Source organism: Pseudomonas fluorescens, from assembly GCF_001307155.1.
Lineage (GTDB): Bacteria > Pseudomonadota > Gammaproteobacteria > Pseudomonadales > Pseudomonadaceae > Aquipseudomonas > Aquipseudomonas helvetica.
Genome location: NZ_CP012830.1, coordinates 2,261,826 through 2,282,858, shown reverse-complemented (window position 1 = coordinate 2,282,858; position 21,033 = coordinate 2,261,826). Strand labels below are relative to the sequence as shown.

The 21,033-nt window shown below is 57.1% G+C and carries 20 protein-coding genes; 19 read left to right on the top strand and 1 reads right to left on the bottom strand.

Going from position 1 to position 21,033, the window contains the following annotated elements; genetic code table 11:
• The first annotated feature begins 55 nt into the window (after nt 1–55).
• The 18 genes from AO353_RS10410 to AO353_RS10325 all read left to right on the top strand — a co-directional run bounded on the left by AO353_RS10410 (nt 56) and on the right by AO353_RS10325 (nt 18,950).
• Nucleotides 56–526 carry a F0F1 ATP synthase subunit B gene (locus tag AO353_RS10410; protein ID WP_054594855.1) on the top strand — a complete coding sequence of 157 codons (471 nt, stop codon included), beginning with the start codon at nt 56–58 and terminating at the stop codon, nt 524–526.
• A gap of 12 nt (nt 527–538) precedes the next feature.
• A complete protein-coding gene (locus AO353_RS10405; RefSeq protein WP_054594854.1) occupies nt 539–1,075 on the top strand; it encodes a F0F1 ATP synthase subunit delta in 537 nt (178 codons plus the stop codon).
• A 21-nt stretch (nt 1,076–1,096) separates the two neighbouring features.
• Nucleotides 1,097–2,641 carry a F0F1 ATP synthase subunit alpha gene (gene atpA, locus AO353_RS10400; RefSeq protein ID WP_054594853.1) on the top strand — a complete coding sequence of 515 codons (1,545 nt, stop codon included), beginning with the start codon at nt 1,097–1,099 and terminating at the stop codon, nt 2,639–2,641.
• A 50-nt stretch (nt 2,642–2,691) separates the two neighbouring features.
• Nucleotides 2,692–3,552, top strand: coding sequence for a F0F1 ATP synthase subunit gamma (gene atpG / locus AO353_RS10395; RefSeq protein ID WP_054594852.1), 861 nt, complete (start codon nt 2,692–2,694; stop codon nt 3,550–3,552).
• A 27-nt stretch (nt 3,553–3,579) separates the two neighbouring features.
• A complete protein-coding gene (gene atpD, locus AO353_RS10390) occupies nt 3,580–4,959 on the top strand; it encodes a F0F1 ATP synthase subunit beta (protein WP_019694391.1) in 1,380 nt (459 codons plus the stop codon).
• Nucleotides 4,960–5,004: 45 nt separating this feature from the next.
• Nucleotides 5,005–5,430 (top strand): F0F1 ATP synthase subunit epsilon, encoded by a 426-nt coding sequence (locus tag AO353_RS10385; protein WP_054594851.1) that lies wholly within the window; start codon nt 5,005–5,007, stop codon nt 5,428–5,430.
• A gap of 117 nt (nt 5,431–5,547) precedes the next feature.
• Nucleotides 5,548–6,915 (top strand): bifunctional UDP-N-acetylglucosamine diphosphorylase/glucosamine-1-phosphate N-acetyltransferase GlmU, encoded by a 1,368-nt coding sequence (gene glmU, locus AO353_RS10380; RefSeq protein WP_081013720.1) that lies wholly within the window; start codon nt 5,548–5,550, stop codon nt 6,913–6,915.
• A gap of 213 nt (nt 6,916–7,128) precedes the next feature.
• On the top strand, nt 7,129–7,905 hold the full coding sequence (locus AO353_RS10375; RefSeq protein WP_054594849.1) for a DeoR/GlpR family DNA-binding transcription regulator: 777 nt from the start codon (nt 7,129–7,131) through the stop codon (nt 7,903–7,905).
• Between the two features lies 1 nt (nt 7,906).
• Nucleotides 7,907–9,739, top strand: coding sequence for a glutamine--fructose-6-phosphate transaminase (isomerizing) (gene glmS, locus AO353_RS10370; protein ID WP_054594848.1), 1,833 nt, complete (start codon nt 7,907–7,909; stop codon nt 9,737–9,739).
• A 529-nt stretch (nt 9,740–10,268) separates the two neighbouring features.
• Nucleotides 10,269–11,276: a 3-oxoacyl-[acyl-carrier-protein] synthase III C-terminal domain-containing protein gene (locus AO353_RS10365; RefSeq protein ID WP_054594847.1), complete on the top strand. Its 1,008-nt coding sequence runs from the start codon at nt 10,269–10,271 to the stop codon at nt 11,274–11,276.
• Nucleotides 11,273–12,289 carry an NAD-dependent epimerase/dehydratase family protein gene (locus AO353_RS10360; RefSeq protein ID WP_054594846.1) on the top strand — a complete coding sequence of 339 codons (1,017 nt, stop codon included), beginning with the start codon at nt 11,273–11,275 and terminating at the stop codon, nt 12,287–12,289. Before AO353_RS10365 ends, AO353_RS10360 begins: the two co-directional genes overlap by 4 nt.
• The gene (locus tag AO353_RS10355; RefSeq protein ID WP_054594845.1) at nt 12,282–13,088 is read left to right on the top strand and encodes an MBL fold metallo-hydrolase; all 807 of its coding nucleotides are present in this window, start codon (nt 12,282–12,284) and stop codon (nt 13,086–13,088) included. Before AO353_RS10360 ends, AO353_RS10355 begins: the two co-directional genes overlap by 8 nt.
• Entirely contained in the window at nt 13,085–14,368 is a 1,284-nt protein-coding gene (locus tag AO353_RS10350) for a F390 synthetase-related protein (RefSeq protein WP_054594844.1), read from the top strand. Before AO353_RS10355 ends, AO353_RS10350 begins: the two co-directional genes overlap by 4 nt.
• Nucleotides 14,365–14,982, top strand: a complete 618-nt coding sequence (locus AO353_RS10345) for a phosphatase PAP2 family protein (protein WP_054594843.1) — start codon at nt 14,365–14,367, stop codon at nt 14,980–14,982. The genes AO353_RS10350 and AO353_RS10345 overlap by 4 nt, the downstream gene beginning before the upstream one ends.
• The gene (locus AO353_RS10340; protein WP_054594842.1) at nt 14,982–16,121 is read left to right on the top strand and encodes a sterol desaturase family protein; all 1,140 of its coding nucleotides are present in this window, start codon (nt 14,982–14,984) and stop codon (nt 16,119–16,121) included. The genes AO353_RS10345 and AO353_RS10340 overlap by 1 nt, the downstream gene beginning before the upstream one ends.
• Nucleotides 16,114–17,220 carry an acyl-CoA desaturase gene (locus tag AO353_RS10335; RefSeq protein ID WP_054594841.1) on the top strand — a complete coding sequence of 369 codons (1,107 nt, stop codon included), beginning with the start codon at nt 16,114–16,116 and terminating at the stop codon, nt 17,218–17,220. Before AO353_RS10340 ends, AO353_RS10335 begins: the two co-directional genes overlap by 8 nt.
• Nucleotides 17,220–18,305 carry a fatty acid desaturase family protein gene (locus AO353_RS10330; RefSeq protein ID WP_054594840.1) on the top strand — a complete coding sequence of 362 codons (1,086 nt, stop codon included), beginning with the start codon at nt 17,220–17,222 and terminating at the stop codon, nt 18,303–18,305. Before AO353_RS10335 ends, AO353_RS10330 begins: the two co-directional genes overlap by 1 nt.
• A gap of 54 nt (nt 18,306–18,359) precedes the next feature.
• Nucleotides 18,360–18,950: a metal-dependent hydrolase gene (locus AO353_RS10325; protein ID WP_054594839.1), complete on the top strand. Its 591-nt coding sequence runs from the start codon at nt 18,360–18,362 to the stop codon at nt 18,948–18,950.
• Here AO353_RS10325 and AO353_RS10320 read toward each other — a convergent pair.
• Nucleotides 18,941–19,171 carry a hypothetical protein gene (locus AO353_RS10320; protein ID WP_054598207.1) on the bottom strand — a complete coding sequence of 77 codons (231 nt, stop codon included), beginning with the start codon at nt 19,169–19,171 and terminating at the stop codon, nt 18,941–18,943. The two genes, AO353_RS10325 and AO353_RS10320, sit on opposite strands and share 10 nt — an antisense overlap.
• A 162-nt stretch (nt 19,172–19,333) precedes the next feature.
• Between AO353_RS10320 and AO353_RS10315 the strand changes: the two genes are divergently transcribed.
• Nucleotides 19,334–20,992, top strand: a complete 1,659-nt coding sequence (locus AO353_RS10315; protein ID WP_054594838.1) for a SulP family inorganic anion transporter — start codon at nt 19,334–19,336, stop codon at nt 20,990–20,992.
• The last annotated feature ends 41 nt before the right edge of the window (nt 20,993–21,033 follow it).

Sequence of the window (21,033 nt, the reverse complement as noted above, 5' to 3'; positions counted from 1 at the left end):
CTCGGATTTTCGAGTTGAGCAAGTCTGATGGACAACGAACGAGCGAGGTGTTGGCGTGAACATTAATGCAACCCTGATTGGCCAGTCCGTTGCGTTCTTCATTTTTGTACTGTTTTGCATGAAGTTCGTGTGGCCTCCGGTCATCGCGGCTTTGCACGAACGTCAGAAGAAGATCGCGGATGGACTGGACGCTGCCGCCCGAGCAGCTCGCGACCTGGAATTGGCCCAAGATAAAGCGGGTCAACAACTGCGCGAAGCTAAAGCTCAGGCAGCCGAAATCATTGAGCAAGCCAAGAAGCGCGGTAATCAGATCGTCGAAGAGGCTGTTGATAAAGCCCGTGTCGACGCTGAACGTGTGAAATTGCAGGCTCAGGCCGAGATCGAACAGGAACTGAACAGTGTCAAAGACGCGCTGCGTGCCCAACTGGGTGCACTGGCCGTTGGCGGCGCCGAGAAGATCCTGGGTGCCACAATCGATCAAAACGCGCACGCGGAGCTGGTAAACAAACTGGCTGCTGAAATTTAAGCGAGGGCGATCATGGCAGAACTGACCACGTTGGCCCGACCTTACGCTAAGGCAGCCTTCGAGCATGCCCAGGCCCACCAGCAACTGGCCTCTTGGTCAGCCATGCTCGGCCTGGCTGCAGCAGTGTCGCAAGACGACACCATGCAGCGCGTGCTCAAGGCCCCGCGACTGACGAGCGCAGACAAGGCCGCCACGTTTATTGACGTGTGCGGCGACAAGTTTGATGCCAAGGCACAGAACTTCATCAACGTCGTTGCCGAAAACGACCGTCTCCCGCTTTTGCCGGAGATATCCGCTCTATTCGACCTGTACAAGGCCGAACAAGAGAAGTCGGTAGACGTTGAAGTGACCAGTGCTTTCGCGTTGAACCAAGAACAGCAAGACAAACTCGCCAAGGTTCTCAGTGCACGACTCAACCGGGAAGTGCGCCTGCAAGTCGAGGAAGACAAATCCCTGATAGGGGGCATTGTCATCCGCGCCGGCGACCTGGTTATCGATGGCTCGGTTCGCGGCAAACTCGCGAACCTTGCCGAAGCATTGAAATCTTGAGTTTGAAGGGGCAGCAGAGCAATGCAGCAACTCAATCCTTCCGAAATAAGTGAAATTATCAAGGGCCGCATCGAAAAGCTCGATGTGACCTCCCAAGCCCGTAACGAAGGCACTGTCGTCAGCGTATCTGACGGCATCGTGCGGATTCACGGTCTGGCCGACGTAATGTACGGCGAGATGATCGAGTTTCCGGGCGGCGTCTACGGTATGGCCCTCAACCTGGAGCAAGACTCTGTAGGTGCCGTTGTATTGGGCTCTTACCAGACTCTGGCTGAAGGCATGAGCGCCAAGTGCACTGGCCGCATCCTTGAAGTTCCTGTTGGTAAGGAACTGCTGGGTCGCGTAGTCGACGCACTGGGTAACCCAGTTGACGGTAAAGGTCCGCTGAACAACACCGAGACCGATGCGGTCGAGAAAGTTGCTCCAGGCGTGATCTGGCGTAAGTCGGTAGACCAGCCTGTACAGACTGGCTACAAGGCTGTTGACGCCATGATCCCTGTCGGCCGTGGCCAGCGTGAGCTGATCATCGGTGACCGTCAGATCGGTAAAACCGCTCTGGCGATCGACGCGATCATCAACCAGAAAGACAGCGGCATCTTCTGCGTCTACGTAGCGATCGGTCAGAAACAATCGACCATCGCCAACGTGGTTCGCAAGCTGGAAGAAAACGGCGCCTTGGCTAACACCATCGTCGTAGCTGCCAGTGCTTCGGAATCGGCTGCACTGCAATTCCTGGCACCGTACTCCGGTTGCACCATGGGCGAATATTTCCGCGACCGCGGTGAAGACGCGCTGATCGTTTATGACGATCTGTCCAAGCAAGCAGTGGCTTACCGCCAGATTTCCCTGCTGCTGCGCCGTCCACCAGGCCGTGAAGCCTACCCAGGCGACGTGTTCTATCTCCACTCCCGTCTGCTGGAGCGCGCATCCCGCGTTTCGGAAGAGTACGTAGAGAAGTTCACTAACGGTGCCGTGACTGGCAAGACCGGTTCCTTGACCGCTCTGCCAATCATTGAAACCCAGGCTGGCGACGTTTCCGCGTTCGTTCCGACCAACGTGATTTCGATCACCGACGGTCAGATCTTCCTGGAATCGGCCATGTTCAACTCCGGGATCCGTCCTGCAGTGAACGCCGGTGTTTCGGTATCCCGTGTGGGTGGTGCCGCTCAGACCAAGATCATCAAGAAGCTTTCCGGTGGTATCCGTACCGCTCTGGCTCAGTACCGTGAACTGGCTGCATTCGCCCAGTTCGCTTCTGACCTGGACGAAGCCACTCGCAAGCAGCTTGAGCACGGTCAGCGCGTTACCGAGCTGATGAAGCAGAAGCAATATGCGCCGATGTCCATTGCCGACATGTCGTTGTCCCTGTATGCCGCTGAACGTGGCTTCCTGGTAGACATCGAGATTCCAAAAATCGGTAGCTTCGAGCAGGCGATGATTGCTTACTTCAACCGCGATCACGCCGAATTGATGGCGAAGATCAACGTGAAGGGTGACTTCAATGACGAAATCGACGCTGGCCTGAAAGCCGGTATCGAGAAGTTCAAGGCCACCCAAACCTGGTAAGCCGCAGCGGGGGCCGAGAGGCTCCCGCTTGCTAACCTGATAGGTGTTACATGGCAGGCGCAAAAGAGATTCGCAGTAAGATTGCGAGCATCAAAAGCACGCAAAAAATTACCAGCGCCATGGAAAAAGTGGCGGTCAGCAAAATGCGCAAGGCACAAATGCGCATGTCGGCTAGCCGTCCTTACGCGGAGCGCATCCGCCAGGTTATTGGTCATCTGGCCAACGCTAACCCGGAATATCGCCACCCGTTCATGATCGAGCGTGCTATCAAGCGCGTTGGTTATGTCGTCGTGAGCAGTGACCGTGGTCTGTGTGGTGGCTTGAACACCAACCTGTTCAAGGCTTTGGTCAAGGACATGGCGGTAAACCGCGAACAAGGCGTCGAGATCGATCTGTGCGTGATTGGTAGCAAAGGTGCGGCTTTCTTCCGCAACTTCGGCGGTAACGTCGTTGCAGCTATCAGCCACCTGGGTGAAGAGCCGTCGATCAATGATCTGATCGGCAGCGTCAAGGTGATGCTGGATGCCTACCTGGACGGCCGTATTGACCGCCTGTGCGTGGTGTCCAACAAGTTCATCAACACCATGACGCAACAGCCTACCGTGGAGCAGTTGATTCCACTGGTGGCGACCCCGGATCAAGAACTCAAGCACCACTGGGACTATCTCTACGAACCGGATGCCAAGGAGCTGCTTGACGGCTTGATGGTCCGCTACGTGGAGTCGCAGGTCTACCAGGCGGTGGTCGAGAACAACGCAGCTGAACAAGCGGCGCGGATGATCGCAATGAAGAACGCTACCGACAACGCCGGTGACTTGATCAGCGATTTGCAGCTGATCTACAACAAGGCGCGTCAGGCTGCGATCACCCAAGAGATCTCGGAAATCGTCGGCGGCGCTGCCGCGGTTTAACGGTTCAAATATTCAGAGGATCCAGCTATGAGTAGCGGACGTATCGTTCAAATCATCGGCGCCGTTATCGACGTGGAATTTCCACGCGACAGCGTACCGAGCATCTACAACGCGCTGGAAGTACAAAGCGCGGCCGGAACTACGCTTGAAGTTCAGCAGCAGCTGGGCGACGGCGTGGTTCGTACCATTGCGATGGGCTCCACCGAGGGCTTGAAGCGTGGTCTGGAAGTCAAGGACTCCGGCGCAGCCATCTCCGTACCGGTCGGTAAAGCGACCCTGGGCCGGATCATGGACGTACTGGGTAACCCGATCGACGAAGCTGGCCCGATTGACACCGAAGAACGTTGGGGCATTCACCGTCCTGCGCCGTCCTTCGCTGAACAAGCTGGCGGCAACGACCTGCTGGAAACCGGCATCAAGGTTATCGACCTGGTTTGCCCGTTCGCCAAGGGCGGTAAAGTTGGTCTGTTCGGTGGTGCCGGTGTAGGCAAAACCGTAAACATGATGGAACTGATCCGTAACATCGCCATCGAGCACAGCGGTTATTCCGTGTTCGCCGGTGTGGGTGAGCGTACTCGTGAGGGTAACGACTTCTACCACGAGATGAAGGACTCCAACGTTCTGGACAAAGTGGCACTGGTTTACGGTCAGATGAACGAGCCGCCGGGAAACCGTCTGCGCGTAGCACTGACCGGCCTGACCATGGCCGAGAAGTTCCGTGACGAAGGTAACGACGTTCTGCTGTTCGTCGACAACATCTATCGTTACACCCTGGCCGGTACTGAAGTATCCGCACTGCTGGGCCGTATGCCTTCTGCAGTAGGTTACCAGCCGACCCTGGCTGAAGAGATGGGCACTCTGCAAGAGCGCATCACTTCCACCAAAAACGGTTCGATCACCTCGATCCAAGCGGTATACGTACCTGCGGATGACTTGACTGACCCGTCGCCAGCGACCACCTTCGCCCACTTGGACGCCACCGTCGTTCTGTCCCGTGACATCGCTTCCCTGGGTATCTACCCAGCGGTAGATCCACTGGATTCGACTTCGCGTCAGCTGGACCCGAACGTGATCGGTCAGGACCACTACGACACCGCTCGCGGCGTTCAGTATGTTCTGCAGCGTTACAAAGAACTGAAGGACATCATTGCGATCCTGGGTATGGACGAGCTGTCGGAAACCGACAAGCAGTTGGTATCCCGCGCTCGTAAGATCCAGCGCTTCTTGTCGCAGCCGTTCTTCGTGGCTGAAGTCTTCACTGGTGCATCGGGTAAATACGTTTCCCTGAAAGACACCATTGCTGGCTTCAAAGGCATCCTCAACGGTGACTACGACCACCTGCCAGAACAAGCGTTCTACATGGTCGGCGGCATCGAAGAAGCGATCGAGAAAGCCAAGAAACTGTAATCCCGGCGCCCGGCGACGGGCGCTAATTTAGGTTGAGGCAAGCAGATGGCTATGACAGTCCATTGCGACATCGTCAGTGCGGAAGGGGAAATCTTCTCTGGTCTGGTCGAGATGGTGATTGCGCACGGTGAGCTGGGTGATCTTGGTATCGCTCTGGGTCACGCTCCGCTGATCACTAATCTGAAACCAGGTCCGATCCGCTTGATCAAGCAGGGCGGGGAAGCCGAGGTGTTTTACATCTCCGGTGGTTTCCTCGAGGTTCAGCCGAACATGGTCAAGGTGCTTGCCGACACTGTGCAACGTGCTGCCGACCTGGACGAAGCCTCCGCTCAGCTAGCCGTTCAGGCTGCTGAGAAGGCCTTGCATGAAAGAGGCGCCGAGTTCGACTACGGTTCCGCTGCCGCTCGTCTGGCCGAGGCGACAGCTCAGCTGCGCACCGTCCAGCAGATCCGCAAGAAGTTCGGCGGCTGATAAGCCTCCCGCTTGTTGTGTGATTGATTAAAAAGGGTAGCCTCGGCTACCCTTTTTCTTTTTCTGCAAATTACCTCTTGGTCGCAGCCGCTGACCTCCCAGGATTGGTTGCCAGTCATGTCTCTAGAAATCGTTATTCTCGCTGCCGGTCAAGGCACTCGCATGCGTTCGGCGCTGCCAAAGGTGCTTCACCCGGTTGCGGGAAATTCCATGCTTGGTCATGTTATCCACAGCGCCCGCCAACTTGATCCACAGCGCATTCACGTGGTGATCGGTCATGGTGCCGACGTGGTACGCGAGCGTCTGGCAGCAGATGACTTGAACTTCGTGTTGCAGGACCAGCAACTTGGCACAGGTCACGCCGTGGCCCAGGCCGTGCCGTTCATTACCGCCGATACCGTATTGATCCTTTATGGTGACGTGCCGCTGATCGAAGTCCCGACCCTGCAACGCCTGCTCAAGCTTGTGGCGCCACTGCAGATGGGGCTGTTGACCGTCGAACTCGATGACCCGACGGGTTATGGCCGTATCGTGCGCAACGCTGATGGGCGCGTGACCGCTATCGTCGAGCACAAGGATGCCAGTGAAGCCGAGCGTATGATCACTGAAGGCAACACCGGCATTATGTCGGTGCCGGCCAGTCATCTGGGGGACTGGATGAGCCGGCTCTCCAACAACAATGTGCAGGGCGAGTATTACCTGACCGACGTGATTGCCATGGCAGTCAGCGACGGTCTGGTGGTGGACACCGAGCAGCCTCACGACGCGATGGAAGTGCAGGGCGCCAACGACCGTAAACAGCTCGCAGAGCTGGAGCGTCATTATCAGTTGCGCGAAGGCCGTCGTCTGATGGCTCAGGGCGTGACGTTGCGCGATCCGGCGCGTTTTGATGTGCGCGGTGAAGTGACAGTCGGCCGTGATGTGCTGATCGACATCAACGTGATTCTCGAAGGTCGTGTGGTCATCGAAGACGACGTGGTCATTGGCCCGAACTGCGTGATCAAGGACAGCACCCTGCGCAAGGGCGTGGTCATCAAGGCCAACAGCCACATCGAAGGCGCGGTTTTGGGCGAGGGTAGCGATGCCGGTCCGTTCGCGCGCTTGCGTCCGGGCACGGTGCTGGAAGCCCGCGCCCATGTGGGTAACTTCGTCGAACTGAAGAATGCCCATCTGGGTGAAGGCGCCAAGGCCGGCCACTTGACCTACCTCGGTGATGCCGAAGTCGGCGCGCGCACCAACATTGGCGCTGGCACCATCACCTGCAACTATGATGGCGTCAACAAGTGGAAGACCGTCCTGGGTGAAGACGTATTCATTGGCTCCAACAACTCGTTGGTAGCGCCTGTGGATATCCTGGACGGCGCGACCACTGCGGCGGGTTCAACGATTACCTCGACTGTGGATAAGTCCCAGCTGGCCGTTGGTCGGGCTCGACAGAAGAATATCGATGGCTGGAAGCGTCCGGTGAAAGTCCAGAAGAGCTGAGTTATCCACAGATCGTTCGGGACGTGTATCTGTGGCGCTGGTGAGATAGCCATCGCGGGCAAGCCTTGCTCCTACAGACGGTGAGATCCGTAGGAGCAAGGCTTGCCCGCGATGCTTTTATCCACAGATCTTTTTTCGTGTGCCGGCTTGACGAGGTTTCGCCGATAGGTTTTGATTGCTTTCGTTATCTTTCGAATCGAAACTTACCAGCTCATGTCAAAGCGCAATACACCACAACGTCGCCATAATATCCTTGCCTTGCTGACTGAGCAGGGCGAAGTCAGTGTGGATGAATTGGCCAAGCGTTTTGAAACCTCGGAAGTTACAATTCGCAAAGATCTGGCGGCGCTTGAAAGCAATGGCTTGTTGTTACGCCGATACGGCGGCGCGATCACCATGCCCCAAGAGTTGGTCAATGACCCGAGCCAATCCGTTTCCCTGTACAAACAAGCCATTGCCCAAGCCGCGGTGACGCGGATTCGTGAGCATGCGCGGATCATTATCGACAGTGGCAGCACCACGGCGGCAATGATTCCACAACTTGGCCAACAGCCGGGCCTGGTGGTCATGACCAATTCGTTGTACGTCGCCAATGCGTTGGGTGAACTTGAACATGAACCGGTGCTGTTGATGACCGGTGGAACCTGGGACCCGCATTCCGAGTCATTCCAGGGGCAGGTCGCCGAGCAGGTCCTGCGCTCGTACGATTTTGATCAGTTGTTCATCGGTGCCGATGGCATTGATCTGCTACGAGGTACCACGACCTTTAATGAATTGCTCGGTCTAAGCCGAGTGATGGCCGACGTGGCTCGTGAAGTGATCGTGATGGTCGAATCCGACAAGATCGGCCGCAAGATTCCAAACCTGGAGCTGCCATGGAGCAGCATCCATACCCTTATTACCGATGATCGCCTGCCGCAAGAGGCTCGCGACCAGATTCAGGCCCGCGGCATTAACGTGATATGCGCGGCAGTCAGCCAGGAGAAATAGCATGTGTGGAATTGTCGGCGCAGTCGCGGAACGTAATATCACTGCCATTTTGCTCGAAGGTCTGAAGCGCCTCGAATACCGCGGCTACGACAGCGCCGGCGTGGCGGTTTACACCAACGCTGAAAAACTTGAGCGCATGCGTCGCCCGGGTAAGGTCAGCGAACTTGAACAGGCCCTGGCGCAAGAACCGCTGGTTGGCCGTCTCGGTATCGCCCACACCCGTTGGGCCACTCACGGTGCGCCGTGCGAGCGTAACGCTCACCCGCATTTCTCCGGCGATCTGGCGGTGGTGCACAACGGCATTATCGAAAACCATGAAGCCCTGCGTGAACAGCTCAAGTCACTGGGCTACGTGTTCACCTCGGACACCGATACTGAAGTCATTGCCCACCTGCTGAACCACAAACTCAAAGACCTCCCTGACCTGACCGTTGCCCTCAAGGCCTCCGTCAAGGAGTTGCACGGCGCTTACGGCCTGGCCGTTATCAGCGCGCAGCAACCGGATCGTCTGGTCGCCGCTCGCAGTGGTAGCCCGTTGGTGATCGGCCTGGGTCTGGGCGAGAACTTTCTCGCCTCCGACCAACTGGCACTGCGTCAGGTCACTGACCGTTTCATGTACCTGGAAGAAGGCGACATCGCCGAGATCCGCCGTGACAGTGTGCAGATCTGGGATATCGACGGCAATGTTGTCGAGCGAGAAGCGGTGCAGTACCGCGATAACACCGAATCTGCCGAGAAGGGCGAGTTCCGTCACTACATGCTCAAGGAGATCCACGAGCAACCGTCGGTAGTGCAACGCACTCTTGAAGGCCGTCTTGGCCCGAATCAGGTGTTGGTCCAAGCGTTCGGCCCACAAGCCGCCGAGCTGTTTGCCAAGGTCCGCAATGTGCAGATCGTCGCCTGCGGCACCAGCTATCACGCCGGTATGGTCGCGCGTTACTGGCTGGAAGAACTGGCCGGGATTCCGTGCCAGGTCGAAGTCGCCAGCGAATTCCGTTATCGCAAAGTGGTCGTGCAGCCAGATTCGTTGTTCGTGACCATCTCCCAGTCGGGTGAAACCGCTGACACCCTGGCGGCACTGCGCAATGCCAAAGAGTTGGGTTTCCTTGCCAGCCTGGCGATCTGCAACGTCGGCATCAGTTCCCTGGTGCGTGAGTCCGACCTGACGCTGCTGACCCAGGCCGGTCGCGAAATCGGTGTGGCGTCAACCAAAGCCTTCACCACTCAGTTGGTGGGCCTGTTGCTGTTGACCCTGTCGCTGGGTCAGGTGCGTGGCACCTTGGCTGAAGGCGTGGAAGCGACACTGGTCGAAGAGCTTCGCCGTTTGCCTGCGCGCCTGGGTGAAGCGTTGGCCATGGACAGCACTGTGGAGAAAGTCGCCGAGCTGTTTGCCGACAAGAAACACACGCTGTTCCTGGGTCGTGGCGCACAGTACCCGGTGGCGATGGAAGGCTCGCTGAAGCTCAAGGAAATCTCCTACATCCACGCTGAAGCCTACCCGGCCGGCGAGCTCAAGCATGGCCCGTTGGCGCTGGTCGACGACGACATGCCTGTAGTGACAGTGGCACCGAACAACGAACTGTTGGAGAAGTTGAAATCCAACCTGCAGGAAGTTCGTGCCCGTGGCGGCCAGCTGATTGTGTTTGCTGACGAAAAAGCCGGCATGAGCAATGGCGAAGGCACGCATGTGGTCAACATGCCGCACATCCACGACATCCTGTCGCCGATCCTCTACACCATTCCGCTGCAACTGCTCTCGTACTACGTCGCTGTGCTTAAAGGTACTGACGTCGACCAACCGCGTAACCTGGCAAAATCGGTGACGGTGGAGTAAGTCATTGCGGCGATCAGGAGCTCGTGGTTTTCAATAAATCACACTGACATAGAATAATTAACGTCTGACACAGTAGTCATTAAGTACGACACAATGAAAACCCTTTAAATAAAAAGGGTTTTCATTTTTTTGGTCTCGCCGCTCATCAGGTTTCCGTCGCGCTGAGTACGATGTAATACTTTTCCGAAAACGTCATAGACATTCGAGAACAGTTCCCACACTTTTCCGTGTCTGCACTTGAGGTAATCGTCTCTCCTTGGCTGACTAAGCTCCTTCGTTTTTATAAATACCCGCTGTCTCCTCAACAACTAACAAGCGCTCACACCATGGATGGAATCGATATGCTGGCTGGGGTCTTTTTCGTGGGTTCTAGTGGTCTGTGCGCTGCGCGCCGAGTGGGTTATCCACCGCGGTGCCCTGAGCAATACCTCGCCGAATGCCGGTTTTTCCTCCCTGCGCAGTAACAACTTCGGTGCCGATGTCTGTCGGCCTTCCGTCCTTCATTGCTGAATTCAAGGTCGAATATTTAATGAAGTCACCGTTTTCATCGCCCGCATTGCTTCCCCTCAAGATCATCGCCACCGGCGTGGCGCTACCGCCCAATCGCGTCGATTCGGTCGACCTTGATCGGTTGTTGAACAAGCCTGCGGGCTATGTCGAGAAGCGTTCGGGCATTATCTATCGCTATCATGCCTCGGATGATGCCTGCCAGGCAGAGCTGGCGGCAGCCGCTCTTCACGACGCCCTGGACCGCCAGGGTATCGACGCCGCATCAATCGACTTGCTGATCTCGGCTTCGGCGATTTCCGTGCAGGCATTGCCGTGCACGGCGGTGCACATCCTAAAGGTCTCCCAGCTGGCGCCCGGCACCCCTGGTTTCGACATCAATAGCAGCTGTGTGAGCTTTATCTCGGCGCTACAGGTCGCCGCAGGGCTGTTAAATGCCGGCACCTACCGACGCATTGCGATCGTGTCGGCCGACCTGGCGTCACGCGGGATCGACTGGGACGATGAAGAATCCTCACTGATTTTCGGCGACGGTGCAGCGTGCGCCATCGTTGAACGGGGCGATGGCACCAGTGGGATCCTCGCCAGCCTGGTTGAAACCCACCCCCAAGGCAGCGGACTCTGTGAGATACGGGCGGGCGGCACACGACGCAATCCGCGCGCAGGTATGACCGATAGCGACTTCCTGTTCCAGATGCGCGGCAAGCAATTGTTCAGGCAAGCCTCGGCGTTGATCGAGGACTACCTGGCTCGTCTGTTGGGGGCGAGCGGGTTGACCCTGGAACAAATCGCCACGGTGGTGCCGCATCAGGCCAGCCATCTGTCGCTGGAGCATATGCGTCGACGCCTGAATGTCTCTTCCAGCGTGTTGGTGGATATCTACCGCTATCACGGCAACCAGGTGGCCGCATCGATCCCCACGGCATTGCACGCGGCGGTCACCAGCGGACGGTTTAATCGCGCCGAGCCGGCTATGCTCATCGGCACAGCGGCTGGTTTATCCTTGGCCGGCATGGTCCTGCTGCCATGAAGGTACTGCTGACCGGCGCCACCAGCGGGCTTGGGCGAAACGCAGCACAGTGGCTGCTCGACGCCGGTCATGCGGTGCATGCCACCGGTCGCGACACCCAGGTTGGTAACGCCCTGCGTGAGCTGGGCGCCGACTTTACGGCGTTGGATTTAACCCATGCAAGCCTTGAGCAATGCCAGCCATTGATGAGCGGGTGTGATGCGGTCTGGCACTGCGCCGCGAAGTCTTCGCCGTGGGGTCGCCGGGAAGATTTCTACCAGGCGAACGTGGTTGCCACGCAAAAACTGGCTGAGTCAGCAGGGCGTGCCGGTGTTCGGCGTTTTGTTCATATCTCCACGCCCTCGATCTACTTTGATTTCCAGCATCATCATGGAATCGTCGAGAGCTACCGCGCCCCACGGTTTGCCAACCATTATGCCGCCAGCAAGTACGCGGCGGAGCAGGGCATCCAGGCGCTGGTGCCGCGCTATCCGGACACCACCTACGTAATCTTGCGGCCCCGTGGCCTGTTCGGCCCACATGATCGGGTGATCCTGCCCAGGGTGCTGAGCCGGCTTGAGCACGATCGCGGCGTGTTGCGCCTTCCCGGCGGCGGCAAAGCGCTGTTGGACCTGACCTTTGTGCTCAACGTGGTGCACGCCATGGACCTGGCGAGCCGAAGCAACCCTTTGCCTTCCGGGGCGGCCTACAACATCACCAACCACCAGCCGATGCGCTTGGCTGACATGCTGCATCTTTTGCTCCATGGACAGTTGGGCCTGCGCTATCAGTTGCAGGCGATTCCCTACCCACTCTTGCACGCACTGGCCGGCGGGCTGGAGCTACTGAGCTGCGCTACGGGCAAAGAGCCGCAACTGACGCGCTACAGCGTCGCCGCGTTGAATTTCGATATGACGCTCAGCCAGGTGCGCGCCACTGAGGAACTGGGATACTCGCCACGCTACACGATGGAGCAGGGGATCGAGCAAACAGGTGCCTGGTTCAGGCAACAGGGGGCGGCGGCTCATGGCTAAAGTCACCCAATTCGAGGTGGGCTACTGCACCCATATCGCCTGCATGGCACAACGCGGGGCCGGTCTGCGCGTGTGTAAGTTCCCGGCCCGGGCGTATCTGCTGGAGGTCGGCAGTCGTCGCTGGCTATGGGATACCGGCTACTCGACGCATTTCCAGGAGCAGACGCAGTCCGGCCTCTTTCGTGTGTACCGTCAGGTCACTCCGGTGTACTTCGACCCACGCGAGTCATTGCTCGAGCAACTGCGCAGCGCAGGCTTGGCGGGCAATGACATCGAGGGGCTGATCCTTTCGCATTTTCATGCCGACCATATTGCCGGGCTGCGCGATTTCAGCCAGCCCAATTTCATCTGCTCGGGCCAGGGTTGGCAACAAACCCGGACACTGCGTGGGTTTGCGGCGCTGAAGCAGGCCTTCATTCCCGGCTTGATCCCGGAGAGTTTTGAAGCACGACTGCAGTTTATGGAGAGTTTTGCACGGGTGGGCTTGTCTGAGCAGTTGGCGCCTTTCGATCACGGCTTTGAACTGCCGGGAAGTGAGGGGCAGATCTTCCTGGTGCCTTTGCCAGGCCATGCGGCGGGGCATATCGGCGCATTCATTCTCACCGACGAAGGCTGGACGTTGTTGGCCAGTGACGCCGGATGGTCTGCCCAGAGCTATCAAACCTTGCGCGGACCCTCGGTATTGGCCAATTTGCTGATGGATGATTCCCGCGTCTATTACGACACGCTCCGCCGACTGAACCAGCTGTGGGCGGCCGGTCATGTCGACATCCGTCTGTGTCATGAGGGCGACCTATGATTCCGGTGAAGACCCTCTGGCACTACTTTCGTACCCAGCGTTTGAGCTTCACCGATCGTGCGGTGCTGCAAGCCTATCAGGCAAAACAGCTGAAGCGCTTCGCTCGACGGGTCCTTGCACAGAGTCCCTATTTTCGCCCTTACAGCACGCTGTCGGTGACCGAGTGGCCGCTGATGGATAAGGCGCTGATGATGGCGCAGTTCGACCAGATGAACACCGCCCAATTGCAGCGCGATCAGTTACTGGCGTGTGCCCGACGCAGCGAAACCGAACGCGACTTCACCCCCACGGTCGGCGCCTACAGTGTTGGGTTGTCGTCTGGCACGTCGGGGCAGCGCGGTGTGTTTGTCGTCAGTGAGCGGGAGCAACAGGTCTGGGCCGGTGGCATGCTGGCAAAGATGCTGCCCGAAGGTATTTTTGCCGGTGAACGCGTCGCGCTGTTTTTACGTGCGGACAACAACCTCTACCACAGCGTGAACAACCGCTGGCTGAGCCTGGAGTTCTACGATCTGTTTGCGCCTTTCCCGGCGCAACTGCCGCGCTTGCAGCAGCAGGCACCGACGATCATTGTCGCGCCGGCCCAGGTGTTGAGGGCGCTTGCGCTCGCGGTCCTCGATCAGCAACTGGCCCTCAACGTCAAGAAAGTGATCTCGGTAGCCGAAGTCCTGGACATGCATGATCGACGGATACTGGAGCAGGTGTTTCCTGACATCGGTGAGGTGTATCAGGCCACCGAGGGGTTTCTGGCAGCTTCATGTTCCCATGGCACGCTGCATTTGAATGAAGAGTTTCTCTACATCGAGCCACAGTGGATCGATGAGCATCGCTTTACGCCGTTGATCACCGATTTCACCCGTAGCACACAACCCATCGTGCGCTACCGGCTCGATGATGTACTGGTCAGGAAGGCCACCCCATGCCCATGCGGGCAAGCGACCATGGCCATTGAACGGATAGAAGGTCGATGCGATGACCAGTTGTTGTTGCTCAATCGCCAGGGGACGCCGCAGGTGATATTTGCCGATCTGTGCACGCGGGCCATTGCCAACGCGTTGCCGCTGACCAGTGATTACCGGTTGATTCAACAGGCCGAACATCGTTTACAGCTCGTTGCCGACTGTTCACAACAGGAGTTGGCACAGTGTCACGCGCAACTCGTGGCAGTGCTCGAGCAACAGGGGATCGCCACCGAACCACTGGAGTGGCAACTGACGGTACAGGCCGTGATGCCAGCGTTCGATCAGAAAAGACGACGAATCATTCGGCAGATGAATCCATGATCAAGGCAATCTTTCCAAGGTTGTGGCACATGCTGCTGGGTTGGGGATCTGTGGGGGTTGTTTACAACCTCTCTGACCGTCTTCAAGACGCGGGGACTGTCATCTCGCCCTCATTGATTGATCGCCTGATCCCATTCAGCCCGCACGCGATTTGGTTGTACCTGTCGTTCTTCATCATGATTGCGTTGGCTTACCTGCTTGCCCCGCTTGATCGGGTTAAATGGTTGGCCAGGGCCATGCAACTGACTGCGATAGGGGCGGGGGTCGTTTATGTGTTGTGGCCGACGACCATGGTCTATCCGCTCGATCACGGCACCACCCTCAGCTCTGAAGTGTTGAGTGCATTAACACAGTTCGACTCAAAGCAAAATTGCTTACCGTCATTGCACATGGCACTGACGGTGCTGGCCGTATGGGCAGTTGGCGATGAAAGGCACAAAGTGAGAACGGTGTTGTTCATCCTATGGGCTGTGGCGATTGCCTTTTCGATCCTGCAGTTACGCCGACACCTGTTGATTGACCTGGTCAGCGGTACGTTGTTGGCACTGGTGGCTGGATGGCTGGTGCGGTGTGTTGGTTTGATTCGCTATCGTGCGGTCAGAGGAGTGGCGTGATGATTGATCTGGCGTTCCCCATCCTGTTCATGTTGCTGGTGGTGATTGGCGAGATGCTGGTCGTGCAGTGGCGCCAGCGTGACGTGGTCAACTGGCATGACGTGATGTTCAACCTGAACTCCGGCCATCTCATGCTGTGGTTGTTCCGTGGGCTGGAAATCACCTGTTACGGCTATGTCGCCAGCCACTTCAGCCTCTCGCTGTTTGAGTCATGGCCACCGGTGCTGACTTGGGTATTTGCACTGTTTGCCTGGGACTTCGGTTTTTATTGGTTGCACCGGGCGCATCACTACTTGCGTGTGCTGTGGGCGGTGCACGTGGTTCATCATCAGGGCGAGCATTTCAATCTGTCATTGGGGGTACGCAACTCTTGGTACTCGTCACTGACCTCCATTCCATTCTTTATGCTGTTGGCTGTGCTGGGCGTACCGTTGTCGGTGTTTGTCACGGTGTCCATCCTGCATTACACAATTCAACTGTTTAATCACAGTGCATTGACGCCCAAGTTGGGAGTCCTGGAGTCGGTGTTCGTCACGCCTGCCCACCATCGGGTACATCACGTCAAAGACATGGCCTACTCGAACAAGAACTTTGGCGGCAGTTTCATCTTCTGGGACAAACTGTTCGGCACGTTTTGTCCCAGCCTGCCGCAAGCGCCGTTCGACTATGGCGTGGATGGCGCCAAACCGTCTGCAAACCCATTCTGGGCGAGCAATCTGCCGTTGTTGCGCTACATGCACATGCCGGTGAGCGTGTCCGATGAAGGCGGACGCTGGCGTTGCTCGAACCTGACCGTTTTCAGTGGTGCGCTGCTGGTGTTTGTCGGGGTGATTGCCTATGTCTATGAATATGGCTACGGCTACACCAACGTTCATTGGCCGCAAGTCGCGCTGTTCACCTTGTTGGCGCTGGGACCGGTGGCGCTGGCGGGCATGGTGCAAGGGCGCGCCTGGAGCGTAATGGGGTGGCTGGCAATTTCATTGGGGCTGCCAATGCTGTTTCTCGGGCTGCTGAGGTGGTCACAGGGGTATTGGCAGGTCGTGCTTGTCTCGCTTGGGGTGCACGGAGTAGCGGTGCTGTGGTCTTGCACCCGGCGGCGATCCGACGCTGCACCTGCGGTGGAGAAATCTCATGGCTGAGTCGCTCAGGCCCCTGGTCTTTCCCGCCGATGGCGAGCAGGCCTTTCATCAAGCACTCAAGCGCGCGGCTCACGCCTATCTGGCAGATGACCACCGTTATGCCGATGGTTGGCTGCTCGCCAGGGCCTTGCTGTTGCTGGTGTTGTGCGCGGGGTTCTACGCCGTGAGCCTGATGCAGCACAACGCGTGGGCGTTTGTCGGTTGCTACTTCCTGTTTGTGATGATGGGAATGCTGTTAAACGTGGTGGTCAATCATGACGCCTCTCACAACGTCTTCTTCCGTGCACCTTGGGCCAACCGCCTGGTAGGGCGCTTGGTCACGCTGCCGTTGGGTGTGGATCCGGATTACTGGCGGGTGCGCCATGTCGATTTTCACCACGTCTACGCCAACGTCGAACATTACGACCTGGATACGGAAGAGAACGGCATCTTCCGACAGACTCCGTTCCAGCGTTGGCGTGCACACATGCGCTATCAACACCTTTACTGGCCGGTGATCGCGGCGTTGTCGCTGCCCTATGTCGCCTGGATATTTGACTGGTCGGATCGATTAGGAAAAACGCCACTCAAGTCAAAAGACGTGTTGCCGGGACGCTGGGGCTGGACGCTGTTTGTCGTCAGCAAGGTTACCCATTTGCTATTGGTGCTGGGGGTGCCGTTGGTTGTTTGTCAGCTCAATGGCATCAGTGGGTCGACGGTGCTGCTGGCGTATGCCGTGAGCCAGATGTGTGCGTCGTTGTTGGTGGTTTACTTGCTGCTTGGTACGCATTGGGCACAGGCGCAATTTTATCGTGCGCCTGATACGGCGGTGATGCCCCATGGCTGGTATCGACATAATTTCTCTACGGCTTGCGACTGGCTGACCACGCCGCCCTGGCTGCGCCATTTCACCGGTGGGCTGAATTACCATTTGACCCATCATCTGTTCCCCGGTTGGAGTCATCGTCATTACCCCGCGCTGGCGGCGATCATTGAACAGTTGGCGGTGCAACACGGCATGGACTATCGCTGTATTGGCTATCGCGAACTGCTGAGGCAACAGCAACAGTTCCTGCGCCAGATGGGGCAGGAGACGTCCATGGACAAGGTGCCCCAATAATGAAACCGCTAGCATTCCAGCGCGATGACGCTGATGTGCATAAAGCACTGATGCAGGCGGCCAGCGACTATCTGGCGGTGCACCATGATCATCGTTTCGCCGATACCTGGATGATCGCCAAGCTACTGGTGCTGGTGCTGCTATGTGCCGGGTTTTACGGCATGAGCCTGGAGCAATCCACAGGGTGGGCTTACTGCGGTTATTACTTCGGCTTCATATTTACGGCCATGTTTATCACGGTCAACGTGGTCCATGATGCGTCCCATAATGCGTTTTTCAAACGACGCTGGGCCAATCGCTGGCTCAATTGCCTGGTCAGCATACCGCTGGGTCTTGATCCTGATTGTTGGCGAGTGCGGCACGTTATTTTTCATCACGGGCACAATAATGTTGAGGGCTACGACCTCGATATTGAATCCAATGGTGTTCTACGCCAGACCCCATTCCAGCGCTGGAAGCCCTTTATGCGAGTGCAGCGCTTTTACTGGCCACTGGTTGCGGCCATGACCTTCCCTTATTACATTTTTCTGTTCGACTGGTTGGACCGGGCGGGGCAAACGCCGGTGACCAGGCGAATGGCGCAACACGGCGTGCGCGGCTGGAGTGTGTTTGTGTTTGGCAAAGGCACGCACCTGGTATTGGCGCTGTTGATCCCGCTCCGGGTTTTGCCAGCGACCATCAGCGCGCTCGACATCGTGCTGGTTTACCTGGGCAGTCAAATGCTCTCCTCGTTGCTGTTCGTGATGCTGATCATCGGTACTCATTGGGCAAAGGCGAAGTTTTACCAGGCGCCGGAAAGTGGCGTATTACCCCACGGCCGGTATCGCCATGTGTTTTCTACCACCATTGACTGGCAGACAACGCCGCGCTGGCTGGGGTATTGGCTCGGCGGGGCCAACCTGCACCTGACACACCATCTGTTCCCACACTGGAGCCACCGGCATTATCCGGCCTTAAGCCAGCTCATCAGCGAGGTTGCTCCACGTTTCGGCCTTGAGTACCAGCGTATCGGTTCCAGTGAAATGCTGAGGCTCCAACAGCGGTTCCTCAGTGCGATGGGCGCGAACAAAGGGGCGGATGTTTAAACGTGAAGGACCTTCAGCCTTCACTCCTGTTATTACCGTGAGGAACAACGCTCCATGCCTAGCATTATCACCCATGCTGTCGTGCCCCTTATTGTTGGAGCGGCGATGGGGCGGCGCCACATCAGCGCCAGGTTATTGATCATGGGCGCGGTGCTGGCCGCGCTACCTGATGCCGACGTGATTTCATTCAAACTGGGCATTGCCTATACCGACACCTGGGGGCATCGCGGTGCAGCCCATTCGATAGCCTTTGCCTTGGCCATTAGCTGTCTGGCGAGTGTGTTTTATAAGTCACTGCATACGAGCCTTGGGCGCTGCATCAGCTTTCTCTTCCTGGCGGCCGTGTCTCATCCATTACTGGATGCCTGCACCGATGGCGGCCTCGGGGTTGCCTTGTTCTGGCCCTTCAGTGAGCTACGGTGGTTCATGCCGTTCAGACCGATCGAAGTGTCCCCCATCGGTTTGACGCAGTTTCTGAGTCAGCGCGGCTGGGCAGTGCTGCAGTCTGAGATTTTATGGGTGTGGTTGCCCACGCTGGGGCTGGCCGCTGTTCTCCTTGCTGGTCGATGGGTATGGCCTGCCAAGTACAGCAGAGCGCTCGCTACCGACATGACCCCCCTCCAGGGGAGGGGCAGTCAGAAATGAATCTCAGCGGATTTGATGCCGATCTCCCGAAGCTCATGGATCAGGTCATCCAGCTGTCGAAATGACTCGATTTCTTCATTGTCATTGATCAGAAAATAACTGCTTCCCACCTCTTTTTTAAACAGGATGATCCACTCGTGCGTGTTGGCCGGGTTGACTATCACGTGCGTGTCGAAGTGCATGCCTTCACCGTGTTTGGTTTTGACGTCTTCGCGTTTCATGTGGATCTCCGAGCGTGGACTCATTTTGTCCACAAACATGATTCTGGATCATTCAACACTGGTTTTTTCAGCGTCGAGGATGCTGTGCAAAGGGTATTTCAGTGGCTTTGCTATTATCACTTCATGTAAATATTATGCACATGCCACCAGAGAGGGCCAGTCATGATTGCGATACGAGAAGCCTGGAAAGCGGGCCTGTTGAGGCCCGAGCACTGGCTTCGAAATATCGTCTCCGGGGTGATCGTCGGCGTTGTGGCGCTGCCCTTGGCCATGGCGTTTGCCATCGCCTCAGGCGTCAAGCCGGAGCAAGGAATTTACACCGCCATTGTCAGCGGTCTCCTGGTTTCTCTTTTCGGAGGGAGCCGTCTTCAGATCGCAGGCCCGACAGGGGCATTCGTTGTCATTTTGTCCGGAGTGACCGCCAAATACGGCGTTGATGGCTTGCAGATCGCAACGATGATGGCCGGGGCGATTTTGTTATTGCTTGGTATCACCAAGCTTGGCGCCATCATCAAGTTCATTCCCGACCCGGTGATTGTCGGATTCACCGCCGGCATTGGTGTGATCATTTGGGTCGGGCAGTGGAAAGATTTCTTTGGTTTGCCGAAAATCAGCGGTGAGCATTTCCATGAGCGACTCTGGCACCTGGTTCAGGCTCTCCCCAGCTTTCATGTACCTACGACACTGTTAGCACTCTCGAGTCTGGTGCTGGTGATCACCGCCCCCAAAATACCTGGCATAAGACGTGTTCCTGGCCCTTTGATCGCCATGGTCGTCGTGACGGCGCTGCAGGCATTTTTTCAGTTCGCTGGCGTTGCAACGATCGGGAGTGCTTTCGGGGGGATTCCTCAAGGATTACCTGAGGTCGGCCTTCCCGCAATAACGCTGCCTCAAGTGATTGAGTTGATTGGCCCGGCGTTCGCCATCGCGATGTTGGGCGCTATCGAGTCGTTACTGTCTGCTGTTGTCGCCGACGGTATGGCCGGTACCAAGCATGACTCCAATCAGGAGTTAATCGGCCAAGGCATCGCTAATCTGGTCACCCCTTTGTTCGGTGGCTTTGCCGCGACAGGTGCAATTGCTCGAACCGCTACCAACATCCGCAATGGAGGTAACAGTCCCATCGCGGGTTTTGTACATGCGCTCACATTGATATTGCTGATTTTATTCCTGGCGCCTTTGGCTTCGGATATCCCGCTGTGTGCGCTGGCAGCGATCCTGTTCGTGGTCGCTTACAACATGAGCGAGTTGAAGCATTTTCAACGCATGGTCAAGCGTGCCCCGAAAGCCGACGTGGCGATACTGCTCATCACCTTCAGCCTGACCGTTTTCAGCGATTTAGCGATCGCTGTGAACATTGGTGTCATTCTTGCGATGCTGCAATTCATGCGTCGGATGGCATCGTCTGTCGAAGTGCAGCAAATGGTCGAAAAAGAGCTTGAGGTTGAGTTACGGATCAATGGGCACGTTCGTCTGCCGCCTGGCGTTTTGGTGTACACCATTGAAGGGCCGCTTTTCTTTGGCGCAGCAGAAACCTTTGAGCGTGTTCTGGCCCAAACGCACACCGATCCGGGGACGTTGATTATTCGTCTGAAGCGAGTGCCGTTCATGGACATAACGGGCTTGCAAACGCTGCTTGAAGTCATTGAGCACTTACGCAAGCGCAGCATTGTCGTAAAACTGTGCGAAGCCAACGAGAAGGTTCTTGGCAAGCTGGACAAAGCAGGAATACTCCAAGCGCTCGGTCCGGAGCATTATCATGCCGACTTCAGTGGTGCATTGGGCAGTTTCGAGATCGACAAGACACCACACCTCGGCTGAGCGGAGCTTTAGTGGGCAGAGCGGTAATCGGGTTCCCGATC

Excerpts from the sequence above, each read along its gene's own strand:
- AO353_RS10375 (WP_054594849.1), top strand. The coding sequence starts at position 7,129 with ATGTCAAAGCGCAATACACCACAACGTCGCCATAATATCCTTGCCTTG.
- glmS (WP_054594848.1), top strand. The coding sequence starts at position 7,907 with ATGTGTGGAATTGTCGGCGCAGTCGCGGAACGTAATATCACTGCCATT.
- AO353_RS10350 (WP_054594844.1), top strand. The coding sequence starts at position 13,085 with ATGATTCCGGTGAAGACCCTCTGGCACTACTTTCGTACCCAGCGTTTG.
- AO353_RS10320 (WP_054598207.1), bottom strand. The coding sequence starts at position 19,171 with ATGAAACGCGAAGACGTCAAAACCAAACACGGTGAAGGCATGCACTTC.
- glmU (WP_081013720.1), top strand. The coding sequence starts at position 5,548 with ATGTCTCTAGAAATCGTTATTCTCGCTGCCGGTCAAGGCACTCGCATG.
- AO353_RS10355 (WP_054594845.1), top strand. The coding sequence starts at position 12,282 with ATGGCTAAAGTCACCCAATTCGAGGTGGGCTACTGCACCCATATCGCC.
- AO353_RS10325 (WP_054594839.1), top strand. The coding sequence starts at position 18,360 with ATGCCTAGCATTATCACCCATGCTGTCGTGCCCCTTATTGTTGGAGCG.
- AO353_RS10385 (WP_054594851.1), top strand. The coding sequence starts at position 5,005 with ATGGCTATGACAGTCCATTGCGACATCGTCAGTGCGGAAGGGGAAATC.
- atpA (WP_054594853.1), top strand. The coding sequence starts at position 1,097 with ATGCAGCAACTCAATCCTTCCGAAATAAGTGAAATTATCAAGGGCCGC.
- AO353_RS10330 (WP_054594840.1), top strand. The coding sequence starts at position 17,220 with ATGAAACCGCTAGCATTCCAGCGCGATGACGCTGATGTGCATAAAGCA.
- AO353_RS10360 (WP_054594846.1), top strand. The coding sequence starts at position 11,273 with ATGAAGGTACTGCTGACCGGCGCCACCAGCGGGCTTGGGCGAAACGCA.
- AO353_RS10405 (WP_054594854.1), top strand. The coding sequence starts at position 539 with ATGGCAGAACTGACCACGTTGGCCCGACCTTACGCTAAGGCAGCCTTC.
- atpD (WP_019694391.1), top strand. The coding sequence starts at position 3,580 with ATGAGTAGCGGACGTATCGTTCAAATCATCGGCGCCGTTATCGACGTG.
- AO353_RS10340 (WP_054594842.1), top strand. The coding sequence starts at position 14,982 with ATGATTGATCTGGCGTTCCCCATCCTGTTCATGTTGCTGGTGGTGATT.
- AO353_RS10335 (WP_054594841.1), top strand. The coding sequence starts at position 16,114 with ATGGCTGAGTCGCTCAGGCCCCTGGTCTTTCCCGCCGATGGCGAGCAG.
- AO353_RS10345 (WP_054594843.1), top strand. The coding sequence starts at position 14,365 with ATGATCAAGGCAATCTTTCCAAGGTTGTGGCACATGCTGCTGGGTTGG.
- atpG (WP_054594852.1), top strand. The coding sequence starts at position 2,692 with ATGGCAGGCGCAAAAGAGATTCGCAGTAAGATTGCGAGCATCAAAAGC.
- AO353_RS10315 (WP_054594838.1), top strand. The coding sequence starts at position 19,334 with ATGATTGCGATACGAGAAGCCTGGAAAGCGGGCCTGTTGAGGCCCGAG.
- AO353_RS10365 (WP_054594847.1), top strand. The coding sequence starts at position 10,269 with ATGAAGTCACCGTTTTCATCGCCCGCATTGCTTCCCCTCAAGATCATC.